Below are 21,473 nucleotides of genomic sequence, written 5' to 3'. Positions count from 1 at the left end.
GGCACGGTCCTACTCCGTGGTCCAGGCCGGCGCGCGCTTGTCGAGGAAGGCGGCCATGCCCTCCTGGCCCTCGGGCGAGACGCGCAGGCGCGCGATCAGGGCGGCGTTGGCCGCGTCCAGCGCGTCGCGGTCGCCGCCGGCGCAGCCCTGCCGCACCAGCGCCTTGGCCGCGGCCGCGGCCTGTGGACCGGCGCGCAGCAGCAGGTCGAGCTGGCGCTGCACCGCCGCGTCCAGCGCCTCCGGCTCGGCCACCTCGTGCAGCAGGCCCATGGCCAGGGCCTGGGCAGCGTCGAAGGTCCCGGCAGTGGCGAACCAGCGCCGCGCCTGGCGCGGGCCGATGGCGGCGACCACGTAGGGCGAGATCCCCGCCGGCAGCAGGCCCAGGCGCGCTTCGGTCAGGCCGAACCTGGCCTGCGGCACGCCGATGGCGATGTCGCAGCAGGCCACCAGGCCCACGCCGCCGCCGTAGGCCGCGCCGTGCACGCGGGCGATGGTCGGCCGCGGCAGCTCGTCCAGGGTGCGCATCAGCCGGGCCAAGGCCAGGGCGTCCTGGCGGTTCTGTTCCTCGCTGGCGGCGGCCATGCCGCGCATCCACTGCAGGTCGGCGCCGGCGGAGAAGGAAGGGCCTTCGCCCTCCAGCACCACCACGCGCACCGCCGGGTCGCGGCCGGCGGCCTCCAGGGCCGAGGTGAGGGCGGCGATCAGCCCCGCGTCGAAGGCGTTGTGCAGCTGCGGCCGGTTCAGGCGCAGGCGCAGCACGGGGCCGGCCGGTTGGATCAGCAGCGGTTCGGCCATCGTCTTTCCCAATGGTGGAGCCGCCGATGATAGCCGTGGTGCCGCAAGTGGCCATGACGCAGCGCGGCGTAGGCCACGCGGGCGCGGTGGACGGCCAAAGGCGCGCAAGGCACTGCCCAACGCGGGCCATCGCGGCGCGAGCCGGATGTGAAGGCGGGTGCTACAATTGAGAACCGTTCTTGATTATGAGTCTGCCGTGACGCTGTCCGACCTGCCGCCACGCACCCCCGTCGTCGTCCAGTCCGTGGAGGACCGCAGCCCGAACGACCCGGTCGCGCGGCGCCTGCGCGAGCTGGGCTTCGTGGCCGGGGAGCCGGTCGAGATCGTGGCCCGCGGTCCGTTCGGGGCCGAGCCGCTGCTGGTGCAGGTGGGCTTCACCCGCTTCGCCCTGCGCCGCGCCGAGGCCGCGCGGGTGCGGGTGGGCCGTCCGCAGGAGGCCGGGGCATGAACGGCACCACCCTGCGCCTGGCCCTGCTGGGCAACCCCAACTGCGGCAAGACCGCGCTGTTCAACCAGCTGACCGGCAGCCGCCAGAAGGTGGCCAACTACGCCGGCGTGACCGTGGAGCGCAAGGAGGGACGGCTGGTTTCGCCCTCCGGCCGCACCTATACGGTGCTGGACCTGCCCGGCGCCTACAGCCTCAACCCGGCCAGCCTGGACGAGGCCATCACCCGCGACCTGTGCCGCGGCTTCTACCCGGGCGAGCCGGCGCCGGACGTGCTGGTGTGCGTGGTGGACGCCACCAACCTCCGCCTGCACCTGCGCTTCGTGCTGGAGGTGCGGCAGATGGGCAAGCCGATGGTGGTGGCGCTGAACCTCAGCGACGTGGCCGCGCGCCGCGGCATCGCCATCGACCGCGAGGCGCTGGCGCGCGAGCTGGGCGTGCCGGTGGTGGAGACCGTGGCCGTGCGCCGCAACGGCGCGCGCCCGCTGGTGGAGCTGATCGACCGCTTCGCCGACGCCCCGCAGCCGCCGGCGGTGCAGCTGCCGGAGGACGCCGACCTGCACGCCGAGACCCGGCGCCTGCTGGCGGCCACGGTCAGCATGCCGCGCCGCACCGCGCAGGTCGACGATGCCCTGGACCGCTGGCTGCTGCACCCGGTGTTCGGCCTGCTGACCCTGGCGGTGGTGATGTTCCTGATCTTCCAGGCGGTGTACGCCTGGGCCGCGCCGGTGATGGACGCCATCGACGCCGGCACCTCCGCCCTGGGCGAGTGGGTCACCACGCACATGGAGGAGGGGCCACTGGCCAGCCTGCTGGCCGACGGCATCATCGCCGGCCTGGGCGGGGTGATCGTGTTCCTGCCGCAGATCCTGATCCTGTTCGCCTTCATCCTGGCGCTGGAGGAGTCCGGCTACCTGCCGCGCGCGGCGTTCCTGCTGGACCGGATCATGGCCGCCGCCGGCCTGTCCGGCCGTTCCTTCATTCCGCTGCTGTCGTCCTTCGCCTGCGCCATCCCCGGCATCATGGCCACCCGCAGCATCCAGGACCCGCGCGACCGCCTGGCCACCATCCTGGTGGCGCCGCTGATGACCTGTTCGGCACGGCTGCCGGTGTACACGCTGCTGATCGGCGCCTTCATCCCCGCGCGCCAGGTCTGGGGCGGGCTCAACCTGCAGGGCCTGGTGCTGTTCGGCCTGTACATGGCCGGCATCCTCAGCGCGCTGGCGGTGTCCTGGGTGATGAAGAAGTGGCGCCACGACAAGGGTGAGCATCCGCTGCTGCTGGAGCTGCCGTCCTACCGCCTGCCGCACCCGCGCGACGTGCTGATCGGCCTGTGGGAGCGGGCGGTGATCTTCCTCAAGCGCGTGGGCGGCATCATCTTCGCCCTGACGGTGCTGCTGTGGGTGCTGCTGTCGTTCCCGGCGCCGCCGGCCGACGCCACCCTGCCGGCGATCGACTACAGCCTGGCCGGCCGCATCGGCCACGCCCTGGCGGTGGTGTTCGCGCCGCTGGGCTTCAACTGGCAGATCTGCATCGCCCTGATCCCGGGCCTGGCCGCGCGCGAGGTGGCGGTGTCCTCGCTGGCCACGGTGTACGCGCTCTCGGCCGCCGACGACGAGGCCGCGGCGCAGGCGCTGACGCCGCTGATCTCCGACGGCTGGTCGCTGGCCACCGGCCTGGCCCTGCTGGCCTGGTACATCTACGCGCCGCAGTGCATCGCCACCTGGGCGGCGATCCGCCGCGAGACCGGCTCGTGGAAGACCATGGCCCTGGCCGCCGGCTACCTGTTCGCGCTGGCCTACCTGGCCTCGCTGCTGACCTACCAGGTCGCGGTGCGGCTGGGCGCGGGCTGAGGGAGGAACCGGGCCATGCCGCTGACGGTGCAGTACATCGTGGTCGGCCTGGTGGTGGCCCTGGCCCTGTGGATCTTCCTGAAGAAGCAGATGCCCGGCACCCTGCGCCTGGCCCTGGCCAAACCGCTGGTGCGTGACGGCCGGCCGGCGTGGATGCGCGCGCTGGCGCGGCGCATCGCCCCGCCCGCGCAGGGCGGGGGCGGGGCCTGCGGTGGCTGCGACAACTGCGGGCCGCCGCCGCGGCGCTGAGCCGGCGCCTCAGCCGGCGGCGTCGGCCGGCAGCCAGGCGCGGAAGCGGCCGCTGCAGTGGAGCAGGGCCAGCATGTACAGCATGCCGTCGTAGTAGCGGTGCCGGCCGCGCGGCACCGGCCGTTCCCACAGCGCGCGCACGAAGTCCAGCCGGCGCGGATGGTCGGCGGCCAGGCTGGCGGTGGCGTTCATCGCCACCAGGCCGGTGGTGCGGCCGCCGCCCAGCGGCCGGCCGTCCAGGGTGTAGAGGCTGGCGTGCGTGTCCAGGCCCTGCTCCAGGAAGAAGGCCTGCAGCCGGTTGGACAGCGCCACCTGGCGCGGATCGGCGCGCCACCACGACCAGTCCACCGCCCAGTTCATCGCCGTGCGCCAGGCGTCGTAGCGGAAGTCGGCCGATTCCGGTCGCCACGGCGCCGCCCACGGCGTGCCGTCGAAGTTGCCGTAGTCGGGCGTGAGCGCGGTGCGCGGGTGCGCCGCGCGCACGAAGTAGTCGCGGCTGGTGCGCGCGGCCTCGGCCCAGAAGCCGCGGTCGGCCTCCGGGCCGACCCGCGCCCACACCTCGTAGAAGGCGGGCAGGTGGTAGGACGGATCGGTGTGCGCGGCGTTGGGCAGGTCCGGGGTGAAGCGCACCATCCGCGCGTCGCGGTCGAACAGGTTGATGGCGGTGGCCTGCCTGGCCGTGACCGTGGCCCCGGTGATCGGGCCACGGTGCAGGGCATGGGTGAGGATGCGGTCGGCCCAGGCGCGGTAGGCGTAGGGGCCTTCGCCCTCGCCCCAGCGCGCGGCGGCGAAATACAGCGCGGTGGCAAAGTATTCCTCGCCGTCGGGCGCGGGCATCGCATCGTTGGGCGTGCCGTCCGGGCGCAGCGACCAGGCGAAGTAGCCGTAGGCCGGATGTGCCGGGTCGTCCTGGTACATGTGGGTCAGCGCCCAGTTCCACAGCGCGTCGAACTCGCGCCTGCGGTCCAGCTGCACGGCGATCATCATCCCGTAGGACATGCCCTCGGAGCGCACGTCGCCGTTGTGGACGTCGAGGATGTACGCCAGTGGGCCGTGCCCGTTGGCGCCGGCCTCGTAGTACACGGCCTCCTCGTCCGGGTCGCCGTGGAACAGGCGGCCGAAGGCCTCCTCGATCCTGGCTTCCACCTCGGCGGCCGGAATGCCCGCCTCGGCGAACAGGTCCGGGTAGTGGCCGGTGGCCACCGCGCCGGCACTGGCGGCGGCGGACGCGGCCGGGGTGCCGGCGGTGCCGTCGGCCGTGCGCCCGCAGGCGGCCAGCACGGGCAGGAGGAACAGGGCAAGGGAGCGGAGCAGGGCACGCATCGGGCTGGTAGCGGTATCCACGTTGGCCCGGACGATAGCAGAGCGCGGCGGGCGCGGCCGCCTCAGCGCATGCCCTTGTGCTGGCCGCCGTCCACCGGCACGCAGGCGCCGGTGATCCAGGCCGCGCGCGGCGAAGCCAGGAACACCACCACGTCGGCCACCTCCTGCGGTGTGCCCAGCCGGCCCCAGGGAATGGTGGCGCGCACGGCTTCGTAGCGGGCCGGGTCCTCGTGGCGGATGCGTTCCCAGCGTCCGCCCGGTGCCTCGATCGAGCCGGGGGCGATGGCGTTGGCGCGGATCCCGTCCGGACCGTGGAACACCGCCAGCTTCTTGGCGTAGGCGATCAGCGCGGCCTTGGCCGCGGCGTAGCCGAAGTCCGCGCCGGGACTGGCCTCGATGCCGGAGATCGAGGCCACCAGCACGATGCTGCCGCCGCCGGCTTCCTTCATCCACGGGATCACCTGGCCGCAGGCGCGCGCCGCGGCCAGCACGTCCAGGTGCAGGCAGGCCTGGAGGTCCTCCAGCGACGGCCCCAGCGCCAGCGCCGAGGCGTTGTGCACCAGCACGTCCACGCCGCCGAAGGCCTGGCGCACGCCGTCGAGGAAGTCCGCCTGCGGCGCGGCGACGCCCGCGTCGCAGGCGCGCACGTGCACGCGCCCGCCGAGCGCGCGCAGCCGCTTTTCCACCTCGTGCAGGGCGCTGCGCCCGCGCGGGTCGCCGCCGCGCGCGCACACCGCCACGTCCGCGCCCTCGGCCGCCAGGCCCAGGGCGATGGCCCGGCCGATGCCGCGGCTGCCGCCCAGTACCACGCAACGCTTGCCCGCCAGTCCCAGGTCCATGTTCCTCCCCTTGCCATGTGGTGCCATGCCGGCCGTGGGCGCCTCCTCGCGGACGCGCCCCGCCGGCCCGCGGGGACGCGGGCGGCGGCCGCGGCTACATGCGGAACACCCCGAAGCGCGCCGGCTCGATCGGCGCGTTGAGCGCGGCCGACAGGCCCAGGGCCAGCACCCGGCGGGGGTCCACCGGGTCGATGATGCCGTCGTCCCACAACCGCGCGGTCGCATACCAGGGGCTGCCCTGGGTCTCGTACTGCTCCCGGATCGGGGCCTTGAACGCCTCTTCCTCCTCGGCGCTCCAGGTGCCGCCCTTCGCCTCGATCGCGTCGCGCCGGACCGTGGCCAGCACGCTGGCGGCCTGCTCCCCGCCCATCACGCTGATCCGGGCGTTGGGCCACATCCACAGGAAGCGGGCACCGTAGGCGCGGCCGCACATGGCGTAGTTGCCGGCGCCGAAGCTGCCGCCGATGACCACGGTGAACTTGGGCACCGACGAGCACGCCACCGCGGTGACCATCTTCGCCCCGTCCTTGGCGATGCCGGCATTCTCGTACCTGCGGCCGACCATGAAGCCGGTGATGTTCTGCAGGAACACCAGCGGGATGCCGCGCTGGTTGCACAGCTCGATGAAGTGCGCGCCCTTGAGCGCGCTCTCGGAGAACAGGATGCCGTTGTTGGCCACGATCCCGACCGGGTAGCCGTGGAGGTGGGCGAAGCCGCAGACCAGGGTCCTGCCGTAGCGGGCCTTGAACTCGTCCAGCTCGCTGCCGTCCACGATGCGCGCGATCACCTCGCGCACGTCGAACGGGCGGCGGGTGTCCTGCGGCACAATGCCGTACAGCTCCTCGGCCGGGTACAGCGGCTCGCGCGGTTCGCGCACGGCCACCGGCAGCTGCTTGCACCGGTTGAGGTGGCCGACGATGGAGCGGGCGATCTGCAGGGCGTGGCGGTCGTCCTCGGCCAGGTGGTCGGCCACGCCGGAGATGCTGGTGTGCACGTCGGCGCCGCCCAGCGCCTCGGCGTCCACCACCTCGCCGGTGGCGGCCTTCACCAGCGGCGGGCCGCCGAGGAAGATCGTGCCCTGGTTGCGCACGATGATGCTCTCGTCGCACATGGCCGGCACGTAGGCGCCGCCGGCGGTGCAGCTGCCCATCACCACGGCGATCTGCGGGATATTCTCCGCGCTCATCCGCGCCTGGTTGTAGAAGATGCGGCCGAAGTGCTCGCGATCGGGGAACACCTCGTCCTGCAGCGGCAGGAAGGCGCCGCCGGAATCCACCAGGTAGAGGCAGGGCAGGCGGTTCTCGCGCGCGATCTCCTGCGCGCGCAGGTGCTTCTTCACCGTCATCGGGAAGTAGGTGCCGCCCTTGACCGTGGCGTCGTTGGCCACGATCACCACTTCCTGGCCCATCACCCGGCCGATGCCGCAGACGATGCCGGCCGCCGGCGCGGCGCCGTCGTACATGTCCTCGGCGGCCAGCGGCGCGATCTCCAGGAACGGCGAACCGGGGTCGAGCAGGACGTCGATGCGCTCGCGCGGCAGCAGCTTGCCGCGCTCGGTATGGCGTTGGCGCGCCTTCTCGCCGCCCCCGGCGGCGGCGCGCTCCAGCCGCCGCCGGAGCTCGGCGGCCAGCTGGCGGTGGTATTCGGCGTTCTGCGTGAATTCAATCGAGCGGGAGTCGATCTGGCTGCTGAGGGCGGGCATGGGCGTCCTGGAGTGCGGCTGCCGCAAGCATACGGCAGCCGGCTCCGTCGGCCTTCTGGCGCCGCAACAAGGCGGCGGCGTTTAGCGTCCGATCAGTTGTCGGCGTCGTCGCGGGCCCGCGCGGCGGCTTCACGCGCTTCCTGCGCGGTGCGTTCGGCCGCGTCCGCGGTGGCGTCGGCGGCCCGGGCAGTGGCGTCGCGGGCGGCATCGCCGGCGCGGTCGGCCGCCTCGCGCGTGTTGGCGGCGGCGGCGTCCAGGGCCTGCCCGCTGCGGTCGGCCGCCTCGCGGGCCTGGATCGCGGCCGCGTCGGTGGCGGCCTGTGCCGCGTCCACGGCCTCGGCGGCGGCGTTCTCGGCGTGCTCGCCGGCGCGCTCGTAGTGCGCCTGGGCGTCGTCGCGGGCCGGTTCGTTGCAGGCGGCCAGCGGCAGAACCAGGGCGGCGGCGGCCAGCAGGGGCAGGGTGCGCTTCATGGGCGGGCGTCCTTCGTGGTGGATGGCACCCGAGGATCGCCAAGACCGGCTCAGCATGCCGTGAAGCCCGGCGCGCACGGAAAACCCTGCATAAACGAAAAGGCCGCCGGTTCCCCGGCGGCCTTTCCGCAAAGACTTGCCCTCAGCGGATTACTGCTGGGCCTCGTCCTTGGCGGCCTCGGCGGCTTCCTTCGCCTCCTCGGCGACGTCAGCAGCGGCCTCGGCGGTGTCGGCAGCAGCCTCGGTGGCAGCGTCAGCCGCGGTATCGGCGGCGTCAGCAGCGGCGTCGGCGGCGCTCTGCGCAGCGTCGGCGGTTTCAGCGCCGGCGGCGGCAGCCGCGTCGGCAGCAGCCTGGGCTTCGGCAGCCGCCTGGTCAGCGGCAGCAGCGGCGTCCTGGGCGGCTTCCTGCTTCGAGCACGCGGCCAGGGCCAGACCCAGAGCCAGTGCGACCAGCAGCTTGTTGATGCTCATTGGTGATTCCTCGTCGATTAGTTGGGCAGCGCGCTGTCGCGCGCCACGGACAATGATGACAAGCCCATATCCGCTGTCAAGCGGCTACGGGTGAATCCGGTTCTGTCCGGTAAAGGCTTCGTGAAATCCCGGGTGCGCCGATTATATGACGGTCAGACCGTTTCGATGGCAATCGCCGTCGCCTCGCCGCCGCCGATGCACAGCGAAGCCACGCCGCGGTTCAGCCCGCGTTTGCGCAGGGCGTGGACCAGGGTCACCACGATGCGGGCGCCGGTGGCACCGATCGGGTGGCCCAGGGCGCAGGCGCCGCCGTTGACGTTGAGCTTTTCGTGCGGGATGCCCAGCTCGCGGATCGGCGCCATCGCCACCACGGCGAAAGCCTCGTTGATCTCGAACAGGTCCACGTCCTCGACCTTCCAGCCGGCCTTCTCCAGCAGCGCGGAGATCGCGCCCACCGGCGCGGTGGTGAACCACTCCGGCTCCTGCGAAAAGGTGGCATGGCCGACGATGCGCGCCAGCGGCCTGATGCCGCGGCGGGCCGCTTCCTCGGCGCTGAGCAGGATGGTGGCGGCGGCGCCGTCGGAAATGCTCGAGGAACTGGCGGCGGTGACGGTGCCATCCTTGCGGAAGGCCGGCTTCAGCGTCGGGATCTTGTTGATGTCGGCGCGGGCCGGCTGCTCGTCGGTGGCCACCTCGACCTCGCCCTTGCGGGTGGCGACCTTGACCGGGACGATCTCGTCGGCGAAGGCGCCGGAGGCCTGCGCGGCCTGCGCACGCCTGACCGATTCGATCGCGTAGGCGTCCTGGTCCTCGCGGGTGAAGCCGAACTTCTCCACCGTCTTCTCGGCGAACACGCCCATGGCCTGACCATCGTACGGATTGGTCAGGCCGTCCCAGGCCATGTGGTCCACGACCTGGAAGTTGCCGTAGCGGTTGCCGGTGCGGGAGTTGGGGATCATGTGCGGCGCGTTGCTCATGGACTCCATGCCGCCGGCGACCACGACCGAGGCCGAGCCGGCCTTGATCAGGTCGTGGCCCAGCATGATCGCCTTCATGCCCGAGCCGCACACCTTGTTGATGGTGGTGCAGCCGGCGGAGGTCGGCAGGCCGGCGGCCAGTGCGGCCTGGCGCGCCGGCGCCTGGCCCAGGTTGGCCGGCAGCACGCAGCCCATGATGACCTCGGAGACGTCCGTGGCCGGCACGCCCGACTGTTCCAGCGCGGCGGCGATGGCGGCCGCGCCCAGCGTCGGCGTGGGCACGCCGTTGAACTGGCCGAGGAAGGAGCCGATGGCGGTGCGCTTGGCACCGGCGATGACGATGTCGGACATTGGGACCTCCACAGGATCGAACCCCGATTATCGCGGCGCCCGGAAGGAGGCGCCACCGTCCGCGTGGACAGGCGACAGGCGGGGGGCGATTGCGGGATAGAGCGGAGGCGATCCCCGCGGGCGGAGGCCCGCCACAACCGAGCCAGGATGCATTGATGCGGATCTCCGGCAACGCGACCGGTCGGGGCGGGCTGGCCCGCCCCAGGTTGGCGGTGGCCGGCGCCACCGTGCTGGCGGCCAGCCTGGCGGCCCGCGGGGGCGGCGGGGGCAACACGCGCCCCGATCCGCCGCCCCCGCCGCCGGCCACGCCACCGGCCCCGGAACCGCCGCCCACGCCGCAGCCGGCGGTCGACGCGCACCTGCAGCTGGTCAACGCCACCGCCAACCAGCGCCAGGGCTACACCGGCGCCGGTTACCGCATCGGCGTGATCGACAGCGGCATCAACCGCAATCACCCCGCGCTGGCCGGGCGGGTGGCGGCCAACCTGGTCTACGTCAACCCGGCGCGCAACGACATGAGCGTGGACGACAAGGTCGGCCACGGCACCACCGTGGCCATGCTCGCCGCGGGGCAGCCGTTCGGCGCCTGGCCAGGCGGCGTGGCGCCCGGTGCCACCCTGCTGTCGGCGCGCATCATCAATGACGAGCGGCCGCAGGACGACGGCTCCGGGCAGGGCAACGAGGTCACCGGCGCGATCGGCGTCAAGGCGATCCACCAGGACCTGGCGGCGCTGGGCATGCGCATCATGAATAACTCGTGGGGCGGCCTGTACTGGACCCGGCCCACGGTCACCGCCGCCATCGCCGACGAGTACCGCTTCTTCATCCGCGACTACGACGGCCTGGTGGTGTTCTCCACCGGCAACGAAAGCCGCGCCGATCCCACCGACATGGCCTCGCTGCCCAGCCAGGCCGGCCCCAACAACAGCCGTCCGGCGGCGGACCTGGAGCGCGGCTGGCTGGCGGTGGCGGCGCTGGACACCGCCAGTCCCGACCGCCTGGCCTGGTACTCCAACGCCTGCGGCATCGCCCGCAACTACTGCCTGGTGGCGCCGGGCACGGCGGTGTTCCCCGGCCACGACGCCACCGCGGCCAACCCGAGCTACTACTACGGTAGCGGCACCTCGTACGCCGCGCCGCTGGTCTCCGGCGCGGCGGCGCTGGTGTGGGAGGCGTTCCCGTACTTCGACAACGATCTGGTGCGGCAGACCCTGCTGGGCACGGCCACCGACCTGGGCGAGCCCGGGGTGGACGCGGTGTTCGGCTACGGCCTGCTCAACGTGGAGAAGGCCCTGCGTGGCCCGGCGCGCTTCGACTGGGGCGACGTGACCGTCAGCTTCGACGGCAGCTCGGCCTGGACCAATCCCATCACCGGCAGCGGCGGCCTGGTCAAGCGCGGCTCCGGCACGCTCACCCTGGGCGCGCCGGGTGTGGAGCTGGACTACACCGGCGCCACCCGCATCGAGGGCGGCACCCTGCACGTGCTCGGCGAGCTGACGCGCTCGGACGTCACTGTCGCCGCGGGCGGCCGCCTGGACGGCGCCCGCCGCCTGGGCGGGAACCTGGTGAACGAGGGGGTGGTGCACATCGGCGAGTCGGCCGCCGACGGCCTGGGCCTGGGCGTGGGCGGCGACTACGTGCAGCGCCCCGGCAGCCAGCTGTCGCTGGTGCTGGGCTGGGGCCACCTGGAGGTGGCGGGGCGGGCCACGCTGCAGGGCGGCGAGGTGCATGTGGCCGGCCTGCGCGACGGCTACGTGGCCGAGGTGCGCGAGGACGTGCTGCGCGCCGAGGGCGGCGTCACCGGCCGCTTCGACGGCCTCACCGCCGCGCCGGGCCTGTTCCTCGACGCCAGCCTGCTGTACGGCAACCACGAAGTGTGGCTGGACGTGCGCCGGGCGGAGGTCACCGCGGCGGCGGCCGGCCTGGCCGGGATCACCCCGGCGGCGCTGGAGGCCGCGCAGCGCGTGGAGGCGGCGTTCGACCTCATCGACGGCGGACGCTCCCCGGATGCGGACGGCTTCCTCGACGCTGCCGGCCGGCTGCAGCGCATCACCGATCCGCGCATCGCCGCGGCGGCCCTGCGCAGCCTGTCCGGCGAGGTGCACGGTGCGGCGATGGCGGCCACCTACGACACGCTGGACCTGACCCGCCGCACCCTGTCCTCGCGTTTCGCCGGGCTGGCCGGAGGCGAGGGCGCCGGCGCCTGGCTGCGCGGCCTGGGCGGTGCCACCGCGGCCGGCGCGGCACAGGCCCGCCTGGGCGGCTGGATGGCCGGCCGCGACGTGGCGGGGGACGGCCTGGTGGCCGGCATGGCCTTCGGCGAGACCCGCAGCGACAGCCGCCTGGGCGGCACCGCCGACCACAGCCGCGAGCGGCAGACCCAGGTGCAGGCCTACCTGGGCGCCAGCCGCGGCGCGGCCTACGCCTTCGGTCAGATCGGCGGCGGCCAGTACCGGCGCTGGATCGACCGCCAGCTGCTGCTGGGCGACCGCCACCACGGCCTGCGCAGCGACTACGGTGGCGATTTCGCCGTGACCAGCGTGGAGGCCGGCTACCGCTTCGGCGACGGCGCCGCGGTGCTGGTGCCGTATGCCGGCGCCGAGCACGCGCGGGTGCGCAGCGACGCCTTCGCCGAGGCCGGCGCGGCCGGCTTCGGCCTGCGCAGCGGCCGCGAAGGCTCGGCGCGCACCCAGGCCATCGCCGGCCTGCGTGGCCGGCGCGACTGGGGCGCGCTGCGGCTGTCCGGTTATGTGGAGTGGCAGCAGACCCTGGCCAGCCACGGCCTGCGCCGTCCGGCCAGCTTCACCGGCATCGAGGTCTGGTCGCCGCTGGCGGCCGAGGACCCGGCGCGCAGCGGCGGCGTGTTCGGCCTGTCGGCGCGCGCCTGGCTGTCGCAGCACGCGCTGCTGTCGCTGGACTGGGACCGCCGCTTCGGCCCGCGCGGCGGGGCGGACGCGCTGTCGTTGCGCTACAGCGTCGGCTTCTGAAAACGCGCGGGCGGCTGCGGCCGCCCGCGCTCAGCCGCGGCCCTCGAACAGCTCGCGGCCGATCAGCATGCGCCGGATCTCGTTGGTGCCGGCGCCGATGGTGTACAGCTTGGCGTCGCGCAGCAGGCGGCCGGTCGGATACTCGTTGATGTAGCCGTTGCCGCCGAGGGCCTGGATCGCTTCCAGCGCCACCTGCACCGCGGCCTCGGAGGCGTGCAGCAGGCACGCGGCCGCGGCCGCGCGCGAATGGCGGCCGGCGTCGAAGTCGCGCGCCACCTGGTAGGCGAAGGCGCGGCTGGACTGCAGCGCGGTGTACATGTCGGCCAGCTTGCCCTGCATCAGGCCGAAGGTGCCCACGGGCGCGTCGAACTGGCGACGCTCGCGCACGTAGGGCAGGGCCACGTCCATGGCCGCCTGCATCAGGCCCAGTGGGCCGCCGGTGAGCACCAGGCGCTCGGTGTCCAGGCCGCTCATCAGTACCCGCACGCCCTGGTTGACCTCGCCCAGCACGTTCTCCGGCGGGATCTCGCAGTCCTCGAATACCAGCTCGCAGGTGTTGGAGCCGCGCATGCCCAGCTTGTCCAGCTTCTGCGCCGTGGAGAAGCCCTTCATCCCGCGCTCGACGATGAAGGCGGTGATGCAGCGGCTGCCGGCCTCCTTGCCCGCGGTGCGCATGTACACGATCAGCACGTCGGCCTCGGGGCCGTTGGTGATCCACATCTTGTTGCCGTTGGCCACCCACACCCCGTCGCGCAGCTCGGCGCGGCAGGCCATCGAGCCGACCACGTCGGAACCGGCACCCGGCTCGCTCATGGCCAGTGCGCCCTTCCATTCGCCGCTGCACAGCTTCGGCAGGTACTTGCGGCGCTGCGCCTCGGTGCCGTTGAGGAACAGGTTGGAGACGCAGAGGTTGGAGTGGGCGCCGTAGCTGAGGCCGACCGAACCGGATGCGCGCGAGATTTCCTCCATCGCCACCAGGTGCGCCAGGTAACCCATGCCGCTGCCGCCGTACTCGGGCGCGACGGTCATGCCCAGCAGGCCCAGCTCGCCCAGCTTCGGCCACAGGTCCTGCGGGAAGGCGTTGTCCGCATCGATCCGCGCCGCGCGCGGCGCGATCTCGGCCTCGGCGAAACGGCGCACCGCCTCGCGCAGTGCGTCGATCTCCTCTCCCAGCTGGAATGCGTCCATCGGCTCCCCTGTAATTGGTTTCATCTGTACCGAAGTGTAGGGGCTGGTCCGCTCCAGCTCATTGTGCGGCCGCACATGAGCCGCCCCCTGCAGGGGCCGCGTGCGCGGCGACCCGGCCGGCGCGTCCGGGACGGCGGTCAACCGCCACGCGGCCGGAGCCCTGCCTCGAACGCCACGTTGAACGCCGCCTCCGGGTACGCCCTCGGGTCGCCGCTGACGCGGCTCCTACAGCGCGAGGCAGCGCGGCGGAACCCCCTGCAGGAGCCGCGTGCGCGGCGACCCGGCCGGCGCGTCCGGGACGACGGTCAGCCGCCACGCGGCCGGAGCCCTGCCTCGAACGCCACGTTGAACACCGCCTCCGGGTGCGCCCTCGGGTCGCCGCTGACGCGGCTCCTACAGCGCGAGGCAGCGCGGCGGAACCCCCTGCAGGGGCCGCGTGCGCGGCGCCCCGGCCGGCGCGTCCGGCGCCCGCGTTCACCCGCCACGTTTCCGGGTGTGCGTTCACGCCGCAGCGGCGCCGGCGCACCGGCCGCAACCGGTTGCGCCCGTCAATGCTCGCCGCGCAGATGGCCCATGCGCGGGGTGGCGCGGCCCATCGGCAGCTTGAGCTTGCCGATGGCGGCCAGGCGCGACTCGGCGATGCGGTCGGCGGCGTACTGGGGGCTGATGCCTTCGCGCTCGGCCAGGTCGAAGATCTTCGACACGTTGTGGTAGATGCTGCGGATCAGGCGCATCGCCCGCTCGCGGTTGTAGCCGTCGATCTCCAGCGACACGTTCATCACGCCGCCGGCGTTGACCGCGTAATCGGGCGCGTAGAGGATGCCGCGGCGGTGCAGTTCGTCGCCCACCGCGTGGCTGGCCAGCTGGTTGTTGGCCGAGCCGCACACCACCTGCACCTTCAGCCGGTCCAGCACCTGCTCGTTGATGGCGCCTTCCATCGCGCAGGGCGCGAACACGTCGGCGGCCACGTCGTAGATCTCGTCGGGCTTGACCGCCTCGGCGCCGTACTCGGACACCGCGTGCTCGACCTTGGCCGGGTCCAGGTCGGTGACGAACAGCTTGGCGCCGCGCTCGCGCAGCAGCTTGGCCAGCTCCATGCCGATGTGGCCCAGGCCCTGCATGGCGATGCTGACCTTGCCCACGTCCTCGTGGCCGAGCTTGCGCTTGAGCGTGGCCATCAGCGCCTGCAAGGTGCCGTAGGCGGTGAACGGGGCCGGGTCGCCGGAGCCGCCGTGGACCTGGTGCACGCCGGTGACGTACTCGGTCTCCAGGTAGATCAGCTCCATGTCGTTGACGTCGGTGCCCACGTCCTCGGCGGTGATGTAGCGCCCGCCCAGGGCGTCCACGCAGCGGCCGAAGGCGCGGAACAGCGCCTCGGTCTTGTCGGTCTTCGGGTCGCCCAGGATCACGGCCTTGCCGCCGCCCACGTTCAGGCCGGCCAGCGCGTTCTTGTAGGTCATCGTCCGGCTCAGGCGCAGCACGTCGCGCACCGCGTCGGCCTCGTCGGCGTAGTGGCGCATGCGCACGCCGCCAAGCGCGGGCCCCAGCACGGTGTTGTGGATGGCGATGATGGCCTTTAGGCCGGCATCGGGGTTGTTGCAGAAGACAACCTGTTCGTGACCGGAGGTGGCGGGGGTTTCGAAAAGCATCGTGGGCTCCGCGTGGGGGGCGCGCGTGGCTGGCGGACCGGCGGGACGGGCCTGCCGGATCCGGCAAACAAAAACGCGCCGGGGCCAGTATCGGGGAGGCTGCGTCGCGGGGGCGCCATTCTACCCCCGTCCGACGGACGGTCCCATCCGGGCCTTGCGGAACCGAACGGGCGTGCTATTTTGCCGGCCATGACCACTCCGGCCCCCGCCACCGCCAAGGGCGCCAGCACCCGCGGGATGCTGCTGGGCCGTGCCTGCGAGCTGGCCGCGCGGCTGGGGCTGGAGGGCGTGAGCATCGGCGAGCTGGCCTCCGCCGCCGGCATGTCCAAGAGCGGCGTGTTCGCCCACTTCGGCTCGCGCGAGGACCTGGTGCGGCAGACCCTGGACTGGGCGGCCGGGAGCTTCACCACGCAGGTGCTGGAGCCGGCGCTGCGTCAGCCGCGCGGCCTGCCGCGGCTGCAGGCCATGCTCGACGGCTGGATCGGCTGGATCCTGGACCATCCGGAAGGCTGCGTGTTCCTGGGCGCGGCCACCGAGTACGACGGCCGCCCCGGCCCGATGCGCGACCACGTGGCCGAACTGCTGGAGCGCTGGCGCCTGATCGTGGAGCGCGCGGTGGCCATGGCCGTGGAGGAGGGGCACCTGCGCGCCGGCACCGATCCGGCGCTGGTGTCCTACCAGCTGCACGGCTTCATGTACGCGCTGCACCACATGCGCCTGCACCAGCCGCAGGCCGACGTGCTCGCCCGCGCCGCGGTGCGCGACCTGCTCGACCGTCTCCGGGCCGGCGCCGGGCCGGCCCGCTCCCCCCGCTGACTCGAAGAAGTCCCGCCATGTCCCCCACGACCGTTTCCGCTTCGCCACAAAAAAGCACGACCGTTCGTTCTTTCAGGGTGCCCCGGGCGGTGCGCTGGGCCTTCGCCGCCGGCGGCTGGCTGATGCCGGGGACCACCCTGCGCCGGGCCTCGCGCCTGTTCGCCACGCCGCTGGCGCACTCGCACCGGCGCGCCTGGGAGGCCGACGTCTCCGACTGCCGGGTGGGGCAGGTGGAAAGCGGCGGCCGCACGCTCACCACCTACACGTGGGGCGATCCGGCCGCCCAGCCCTGGGGGCTGTTCACCCACGGCTGGTCCAGCTTCGGCCTGCGCTGCCGGCCCTGGGTGGAGCCGCTGCGCCAGGCCGGCTACGCGGTGGTGTCCTTCGACCTGCCGGGCCACGGCCGCAACGAGCCGGCGCAGACCAACCTGGTGGAGTGCGCCGGGGCGGGGGCGGCGGTGGCCCGCTGGCACGGCCCGGCCGCGGCGGTGCTGGCGCATTCCATGGGCGGCGGGGCCGCCGCGCTGGCCATCCGCGACGGTGGCCTGCAGGCCGGGCGGGCGGTGCTGGTCGCCCCGGCCGCGGACGTGCTGGCGGCCGGGCACCGCTTCGGGCGCATGGTCGGCCTGCGCGAGCCGCTGGTGGAGCGGATGTTCCACCAGTTCGAGCGGCAGCTCGGCGTGCCGGTGGCCAGCCTCTCGGTGCATGCCTACCTGCCGCGGTTCGGCATGCCGGCGCTGGTGGTGCACGATCTGGAGGACGACGAGGTGCCGTGGGAGGAGGGCGAGCGTTACGCCCGCCTGTGGCCCGGTGCGCGCCTGCTCAGCACCCGCGGGCTGGGCCACCACCGCATCGCCGGCGATCCGGAGGTGATCGCCGCCGCCCTGCGTTTCCTGCGCGGGGAGCCTGTGGGCGAGCGGGTGGTGTCCTCGCCGAACCTGCCGTTCGGCATCGCCTGAGGCGGGTACCGGCCGGTTGCGCCCCCGCGGGGGCCGCGTCAGCGGCGACGCGAAGGGGCACGTCGCGGCGGGCGCCCGTGCCGATGGGCGGCATGCCGCCCCTTTTCCGGCGCACTTGAATGCGGGCTTCGGACCCGCGGGCCGGGTCGCGGCGTACGCGGCTCCTGCAGGGCCGGGCGCCTGTGTGGGGACTGCATGCGGCGCCTTTCCCGTTGCGGCTGAACGCGGGTTTCGCATAGGCCGGCCGGGTCGCCACGTGCGCGGCTCCTACAGGGGCACCGCTTCGCGCGCCGGCCCGGTCGTCATGCGCTTCCTGCAGGAAAGCCGCGTCAGCGGCGACGCGACGGGCGCGTCGCGGCGGGCGCCCGTGCCGATGGGCGGAATGCCGCCTCTTTGCCGACGCACTTGAATGCGGGCTTCGGCCCCCCGCCGGCCGGATCGCCGCGTACGCGGCTCCTGCAGGGCCGGGGCGGCGGCGAGACGCCGGGGAGGGGCGGGGCGAAATGTCACGCTGCGGCGCAACCAATGGTTTCGCGTGCAATGTCTAGAATCGGTGCGAAACCTTGATTCACGAGGACGCATGAGCACGCCCGCCACCCAGATCCCCGACGCGCGCCCGGATGCCTCGCCGCTCCGCTTCATTACCGCCGCCAGCCTGTTCGACGGCCACGACGCGGCGATCAACATCATGCGCCGCCTGATCCAGGCGCAGGGCGCGGAGGTGATCCACCTGGGCCACAACCGCAGCGTGGAGGAGGTGGTGCGTGCCGCACTGCAGGAGGACGCCGACGCCATCGCCCTGTCGTCCTACCAGGGCGGCCATGTGGAGTACTTCCGCTACATGGTGGATATGCTGCGCGAGCAGGGTGCCCCGCACATCCGCGTGTTCGGCGGCGGCGGCGGCACCATCACGCCGGAGGAGATCCGCGACCTGGAGGCCTACGGCGTGGAGCGCATCTACCACCCCAACGACGGCATGAAGATGGGGCTGGTGGAGATGATCCAGGACGTGGTCGGCCGTGCCGCCGCCGCGCGCGAGGCCGCACCGGCCCACGCCGGCCCGGTGGATCCGCGCCCGGCGCTGGAGGACGAGTTCGCCATCGGCCGCATGCTCAGCGCCATCGAGGACGGCGTCTTCGGCGAGGCCGAGCTGGCGCTGCTGCGCAAGGGCTGGGCCGCGGCCGCGCGCACCCCGGACGGCCGCCCGCTCACCCCGGTGGTGGGCATCACCGGCACCGGCGGAGCCGGCAAGTCGTCGGTGACCGACGAGCTGCTCAACCGCTTCCTGGCCTGCTTCCCGGAGATGCGCACCGCCGTGGTGTCGGTGGACCCGACCCGCCGCCGCAGCGGCGGCGCCCTGCTGGGCGACCGCATCCGCATGAACTCGCTGCGCAGCCGCCGCGTGTACATGCGCTCGATGGCCACGCGCCGCCAGCACGCGGCCACCAACACCGTGCTGCACGACTGCATCGGCTTCCTGCGCTCGCTGGGCTTCGACCTGGTGATCGTGGAGACCGCCGGCATCGGCCAGAGCGACTCGGAGATCGTGGACCTGGTGGACTTCCCGGTCTACGTGATGACCTCCGACTACGGCGCGGCCAGCCAGCTGGAGAAGATCGACATGCTCGACTTCGCCGAGCTGGTGGTGCTGAACAAGTACGACCGCCGCGGCGCCGAGGACGCCCTGCGCGACGTGCGCAAGCAGTGGAAGCGCAACCGCAACGCCTTCGACGTCCGCGACGAGGACATCCCCGTCTATCCGACCATCGCCAGCCAGTTCAACGACCCCGGCGTGAGCTGGATGTTCGCCAACCTGTGCCGGCTGCTGAAGGCCAGGCTGGATCCGGCCTCGCCGCGCTGCGACTTCGCGCCGCGGATCGACACCACGCTCAGGGAGCCGCGCGCCACCGTGCTGATCCCGGGCAACCGGGTGCGTTACCTGGCCGAGATCGCCGAGCAGGGCCGGGCGATCAACCGCCGCATCGAGAGCGAGTCCGAGACCGCCAGCCGCGCCCAGGGGCTGTGGCAGGCGCTGCGCGAGCTGGAGGACCCCAGGCTGCCGCGGCCGCTGGACCTGTACGAGGCCGCCGACCTGCACGTGGAGGGCGACCGCTCGCTGGCCACGCTGCGCCAGCGCTACAACGACGCGGTGCAGTCGCTCTCGGCCGAGTCGCTGCGCCTGCTGCGCGAGTGGCCGGCGCGCCTGAAGGCCATCACCGACGAGGTGAACGAGTACCAGGTGCGCGGCAGGACCATCCGCGTGGAGAACTACCGCGAGTCGCTCAGCCACCAGAAGATCCCCAAGATCGCCCCGCCGACCTGCCGCAGCTGGGGCGAGCTGCTGCGCTTCCTGTCCAGGGAGAACCTGCCGGGCAGCTACCCGTACACGGCGGGCGTGTATCCGTACCGCCGCACCGGCGAGGACCCGATCCGCATGTTCGCCGGCGAGGGCACGCCGGAGCGCACCAACCGCCGCTTCCACTACCTGAGCTACGGCCAGCCGGCCGCGCGCCTGTCCACCGCCTTCGACAGCGTGACCCTGTACGGCGAGGATCCGGCCGAGCGCCCGGACATCTACGGCAAGATCGGCAACTCCGGCGTCAACGTGCCCACGCTGGACGACATGAAGAAGCTGTACTCCGGCTTCGACCTGTGCGCGCCGAACACATCGGTTTCCATGACCATCAACGGCCCGGCGCCCATCATCCTGGCCATGTTCATGAACACCGCCATCGACCAGCAGGTGGAGAAGTACCTGAAGGCCGACGCCGACCGCTGGGCGCTGGCGCAGAAGAAGATCGACGCCTTCTTCGAGGGCAGGGAGCGTCCGCGCTACCACGGCGAACTGCCCAGGGGCAACGACGGCCTGGGCCTGGCGCTGCTGGGCGTGACCGGCGACCAGCTCGTGGACCGCGAGACCTACGAGAAGATCAAGGCCGAGACCCTGCAGGTGGTGCGCGGCACCGTCCAGGCCGACATCCTCAAGGAGGACCAGGCCCAGAACACCTGCATCTTCAACACCGAGTTCGCCCTGCGCATGATGGGCGACATCCAGCAGTACTTCGTGGACCACCAGGTCCGCAACTTCTACTCGGTGTCCATCTCCGGCTACCACATCGCCGAGGCGGGCGCGAACCCGATCAGCCAGCTGGCCTTCACCCTGGCCAACGGCTTCACCATCGTCGAGTACTACCTGGCCCGGGGCATGAAGATCGACGACTTCGCGCCCAACCTGAGCTTCTTCTTCAGCAACGGCATGGACCCGGAGTACACGGTGATCGGCCGCGTGGCCCGCCGCATCTGGGCCCGCGCCATGCGCGAGCGCTACGGCGCCAACGAGCGCAGCCAGATGCTCAAGTACCACATCCAGACCTCCGGCCGCTCGCTGCACGCCCAGGAGATCCAGTTCAACGACATCCGGACCACGCTGCAGGCCCTGTACGCCCTGTTCGACAACTGCAACAGCCTGCACACCAACGCCTACGACGAGGCCATCACCACGCCCACCGAGGAATCGGTGCGCCGCGCCGTGGCCATCCAGATGATCATCAACAGGGAGCTGGGCCTGAACTTCATCGAGAACCCGTGGCAGGGCAGCTACGCCATCGAGTACCTGACCGACCTGGTCGAGGAGGCCGTGTACCGGGAGTTCGAGGCCATCAGCGAGCGCGGCGGCGTGCTCGGCGCCATGGACACCATGTACCAGCGCGGCAAGATCCAGGAAGAGAGCCTGTACTACGAGCAGAAGAAGCACGACGGCTCGCTGCCGATCATCGGCGTCAACACCTTCCTGGCCAAGGACGGCGGCAGCGACGTCAGCGGCGAGATCGAGCTGATCCGCTCCACCGACGAGGAGAAGCGGCAGCAGATCGAGAACCTGCGCATCTGGCAGCGCAACCGCAACCCGCTGGCGCCGGCAGGGGAGACCGAACACGGCCACGTCGTGGACGGCGACCCGGCGGCCGCAGCCACCGAGCCGCACGACGGTCACGGCCTGGCCTACCTGCAGAAGACCGCCCGCGAGCGCCGCAACGTGTTCGAGGCGCTCATGGAGGCGGTCAAGACCCACTCACTCGGCCAGATCAGTCATGCGCTGTATGACGTGGGAGGGGAGTATCGGCGGAATATGTAGGGACCTCAATCCTTTGGAGAGGTAGAGCGTGGTCGACTTTGCGAAGCTGGTCTCGAGCTTAATTGGGGGGGGTATAGCTCGCACCCTGCACGAAACGTTCTCCAGAATTGATTGTCAGGTTAGCCATGTGGAACTAAGTAGTCGGCCCTGAAGAATCCGCCTCTCATCCCCGTGCGGGTACCGTTGGCTGCGATCCAGCCGTGATGAGCGAAATCAACGCCCCCAGCATCCAGGCACAAAAAGCCGCGATCCAGCGCATCAGCCAGC

General features: G+C 72.4%; 16 protein-coding genes. 7 read left to right on the top strand and 9 right to left on the bottom strand.

Features of this window, described 5'->3' with window-relative positions; translation table 11 throughout:
- Positions 1–9: 9 nt before the first annotated feature.
- Positions 10–795 (bottom strand): enoyl-CoA hydratase-related protein, encoded by a 786-nt coding sequence (locus CR938_RS05420; RefSeq protein WP_162124020.1) that lies wholly within the window; start codon positions 793–795, stop codon positions 10–12.
- A gap of 196 nt (positions 796–991) precedes the next feature.
- On the opposite strand from CR938_RS05420, the gene CR938_RS05415 reads away from it, so the two are divergent.
- The 3 genes from CR938_RS05415 to CR938_RS05405 are packed head-to-tail and all read left to right on the top strand — an operon-like array spanning position 992 to position 3,342.
- A complete protein-coding gene (locus tag CR938_RS05415; protein WP_211365184.1) occupies positions 992–1,243 on the top strand; it encodes a FeoA family protein in 252 nt (83 codons plus the stop codon).
- Positions 1,240–3,093 carry a ferrous iron transport protein B gene (gene feoB / locus CR938_RS05410; protein ID WP_162124018.1) on the top strand — a complete coding sequence of 618 codons (1,854 nt, stop codon included), beginning with the start codon at positions 1,240–1,242 and terminating at the stop codon, positions 3,091–3,093. Before CR938_RS05415 ends, feoB begins: the two co-directional genes overlap by 4 nt.
- A 15-nt stretch (positions 3,094–3,108) precedes the next feature.
- Positions 3,109–3,342: a DUF6587 family protein gene (locus tag CR938_RS05405; RefSeq protein WP_162124017.1), complete on the top strand. Its 234-nt coding sequence runs from the start codon at positions 3,109–3,111 to the stop codon at positions 3,340–3,342.
- A gap of 9 nt (positions 3,343–3,351) precedes the next feature.
- Here CR938_RS05405 and CR938_RS05400 read toward each other — a convergent pair whose 3' ends face one another.
- The 6 genes from CR938_RS05400 to CR938_RS05375 all read right to left on the bottom strand — a co-directional run bounded on the left by CR938_RS05400 (position 3,352) and on the right by CR938_RS05375 (position 9,475).
- A complete protein-coding gene (locus CR938_RS05400; protein WP_162124016.1) occupies positions 3,352–4,665 on the bottom strand; it encodes a family 8 glycosyl hydrolase in 1,314 nt (437 codons plus the stop codon).
- Positions 4,666–4,727: 62 nt separating this feature from the next.
- A complete protein-coding gene (locus tag CR938_RS05395; protein WP_162124015.1) occupies positions 4,728–5,504 on the bottom strand; it encodes an SDR family NAD(P)-dependent oxidoreductase in 777 nt (258 codons plus the stop codon).
- Between the two features lie 94 nt (positions 5,505–5,598).
- Positions 5,599–7,206, bottom strand: coding sequence for a carboxyl transferase domain-containing protein (locus tag CR938_RS05390; RefSeq protein ID WP_162124014.1), 1,608 nt, complete (start codon positions 7,204–7,206; stop codon positions 5,599–5,601).
- A 92-nt stretch (positions 7,207–7,298) separates the two neighbouring features.
- Entirely contained in the window at positions 7,299–7,676 is a 378-nt protein-coding gene (locus tag CR938_RS05385; protein WP_162124013.1) for a hypothetical protein, read from the bottom strand.
- Between the two features lie 150 nt (positions 7,677–7,826).
- Positions 7,827–8,147: a hypothetical protein gene (locus CR938_RS05380; protein ID WP_162124012.1), complete on the bottom strand. Its 321-nt coding sequence runs from the start codon at positions 8,145–8,147 to the stop codon at positions 7,827–7,829.
- Positions 8,148–8,299: 152 nt separating this feature from the next.
- Complete coding sequence (locus CR938_RS05375; RefSeq protein ID WP_162124011.1) at positions 8,300–9,475, bottom strand: thiolase family protein; 1,176 nt, start codon at positions 9,473–9,475, stop codon at positions 8,300–8,302.
- 155 nt (positions 9,476–9,630) lie between these two features.
- On the opposite strand from CR938_RS05375, the gene CR938_RS05370 reads away from it, so the two are divergent.
- Positions 9,631–12,462: an autotransporter serine protease gene (locus tag CR938_RS05370; RefSeq protein WP_162124010.1), complete on the top strand. Its 2,832-nt coding sequence runs from the start codon at positions 9,631–9,633 to the stop codon at positions 12,460–12,462.
- Between the two features lie 30 nt (positions 12,463–12,492).
- On the opposite strand, the gene CR938_RS05365 is transcribed toward CR938_RS05370, so the two are convergent.
- Both CR938_RS05365 and CR938_RS05360 read right to left on the bottom strand, forming a co-directional pair.
- A complete protein-coding gene (locus CR938_RS05365; RefSeq protein ID WP_162124009.1) occupies positions 12,493–13,650 on the bottom strand; it encodes an isovaleryl-CoA dehydrogenase in 1,158 nt (385 codons plus the stop codon).
- Between the two features lie 548 nt (positions 13,651–14,198).
- Complete coding sequence (locus CR938_RS05360) at positions 14,199–15,299, bottom strand: Glu/Leu/Phe/Val family dehydrogenase (protein ID WP_162124008.1); 1,101 nt, start codon at positions 15,297–15,299, stop codon at positions 14,199–14,201.
- Between the two features lie 189 nt (positions 15,300–15,488).
- Here CR938_RS05360 and CR938_RS05355 point away from each other — a divergent pair, with 189 nt between their 5' ends.
- From CR938_RS05355 to CR938_RS05345, 3 genes are all read left to right on the top strand, one after another.
- Positions 15,489–16,115 carry a TetR/AcrR family transcriptional regulator gene (locus CR938_RS05355; protein ID WP_162124007.1) on the top strand — a complete coding sequence of 209 codons (627 nt, stop codon included), beginning with the start codon at positions 15,489–15,491 and terminating at the stop codon, positions 16,113–16,115.
- 89 nt (positions 16,116–16,204) lie between these two features.
- On the top strand, positions 16,205–17,074 hold the full coding sequence (locus CR938_RS05350) for an alpha/beta hydrolase (protein ID WP_246190987.1): 870 nt from the start codon (positions 16,205–16,207) through the stop codon (positions 17,072–17,074).
- Positions 17,075–17,654: 580 nt separating this feature from the next.
- Positions 17,655–21,206, top strand: a complete 3,552-nt coding sequence (locus CR938_RS05345) for a methylmalonyl-CoA mutase family protein (protein ID WP_162124005.1) — start codon at positions 17,655–17,657, stop codon at positions 21,204–21,206.
- The last annotated feature ends 267 nt before the right edge of the window (positions 21,207–21,473 follow it).

The organism is Pseudoxanthomonas taiwanensis, assembly GCF_010093135.1.
Taxonomy (GTDB): Bacteria; Pseudomonadota; Gammaproteobacteria; order Xanthomonadales; family Xanthomonadaceae; genus Pseudoxanthomonas; species Pseudoxanthomonas taiwanensis.
This window is presented reverse-complemented; position numbering and strand designations above follow the sequence as displayed.

What these genes read in the sequence shown, in the direction of transcription:
- CR938_RS05420 (WP_162124020.1), bottom strand. Translation starts at nt 795, where the DNA reads ATGGCCGAACCGCTGCTGATCCAACCGGCCGGCCCCGTGCTGCGCCTG.
- feoB (WP_162124018.1), top strand. Translation starts at nt 1,240, where the DNA reads ATGAACGGCACCACCCTGCGCCTGGCCCTGCTGGGCAACCCCAACTGC.
- CR938_RS05405 (WP_162124017.1), top strand. Translation starts at nt 3,109, where the DNA reads ATGCCGCTGACGGTGCAGTACATCGTGGTCGGCCTGGTGGTGGCCCTG.
- CR938_RS05400 (WP_162124016.1), bottom strand. Translation starts at nt 4,665, where the DNA reads ATGCGTGCCCTGCTCCGCTCCCTTGCCCTGTTCCTCCTGCCCGTGCTG.
- CR938_RS05395 (WP_162124015.1), bottom strand. Translation starts at nt 5,504, where the DNA reads ATGGACCTGGGACTGGCGGGCAAGCGTTGCGTGGTACTGGGCGGCAGC.
- CR938_RS05390 (WP_162124014.1), bottom strand. Translation starts at nt 7,206, where the DNA reads ATGCCCGCCCTCAGCAGCCAGATCGACTCCCGCTCGATTGAATTCACG.
- CR938_RS05385 (WP_162124013.1), bottom strand. Translation starts at nt 7,676, where the DNA reads ATGAAGCGCACCCTGCCCCTGCTGGCCGCCGCCGCCCTGGTTCTGCCG.
- CR938_RS05380 (WP_162124012.1), bottom strand. Translation starts at nt 8,147, where the DNA reads ATGAGCATCAACAAGCTGCTGGTCGCACTGGCTCTGGGTCTGGCCCTG.
- CR938_RS05375 (WP_162124011.1), bottom strand. Translation starts at nt 9,475, where the DNA reads ATGTCCGACATCGTCATCGCCGGTGCCAAGCGCACCGCCATCGGCTCC.
- CR938_RS05370 (WP_162124010.1), top strand. Translation starts at nt 9,631, where the DNA reads ATGCGGATCTCCGGCAACGCGACCGGTCGGGGCGGGCTGGCCCGCCCC.
- CR938_RS05365 (WP_162124009.1), bottom strand. Translation starts at nt 13,650, where the DNA reads ATGGACGCATTCCAGCTGGGAGAGGAGATCGACGCACTGCGCGAGGCG.
- CR938_RS05360 (WP_162124008.1), bottom strand. Translation starts at nt 15,299, where the DNA reads ATGCTTTTCGAAACCCCCGCCACCTCCGGTCACGAACAGGTTGTCTTC.
- CR938_RS05355 (WP_162124007.1), top strand. Translation starts at nt 15,489, where the DNA reads ATGACCACTCCGGCCCCCGCCACCGCCAAGGGCGCCAGCACCCGCGGG.
- CR938_RS05345 (WP_162124005.1), top strand. Translation starts at nt 17,655, where the DNA reads ATGAGCACGCCCGCCACCCAGATCCCCGACGCGCGCCCGGATGCCTCG.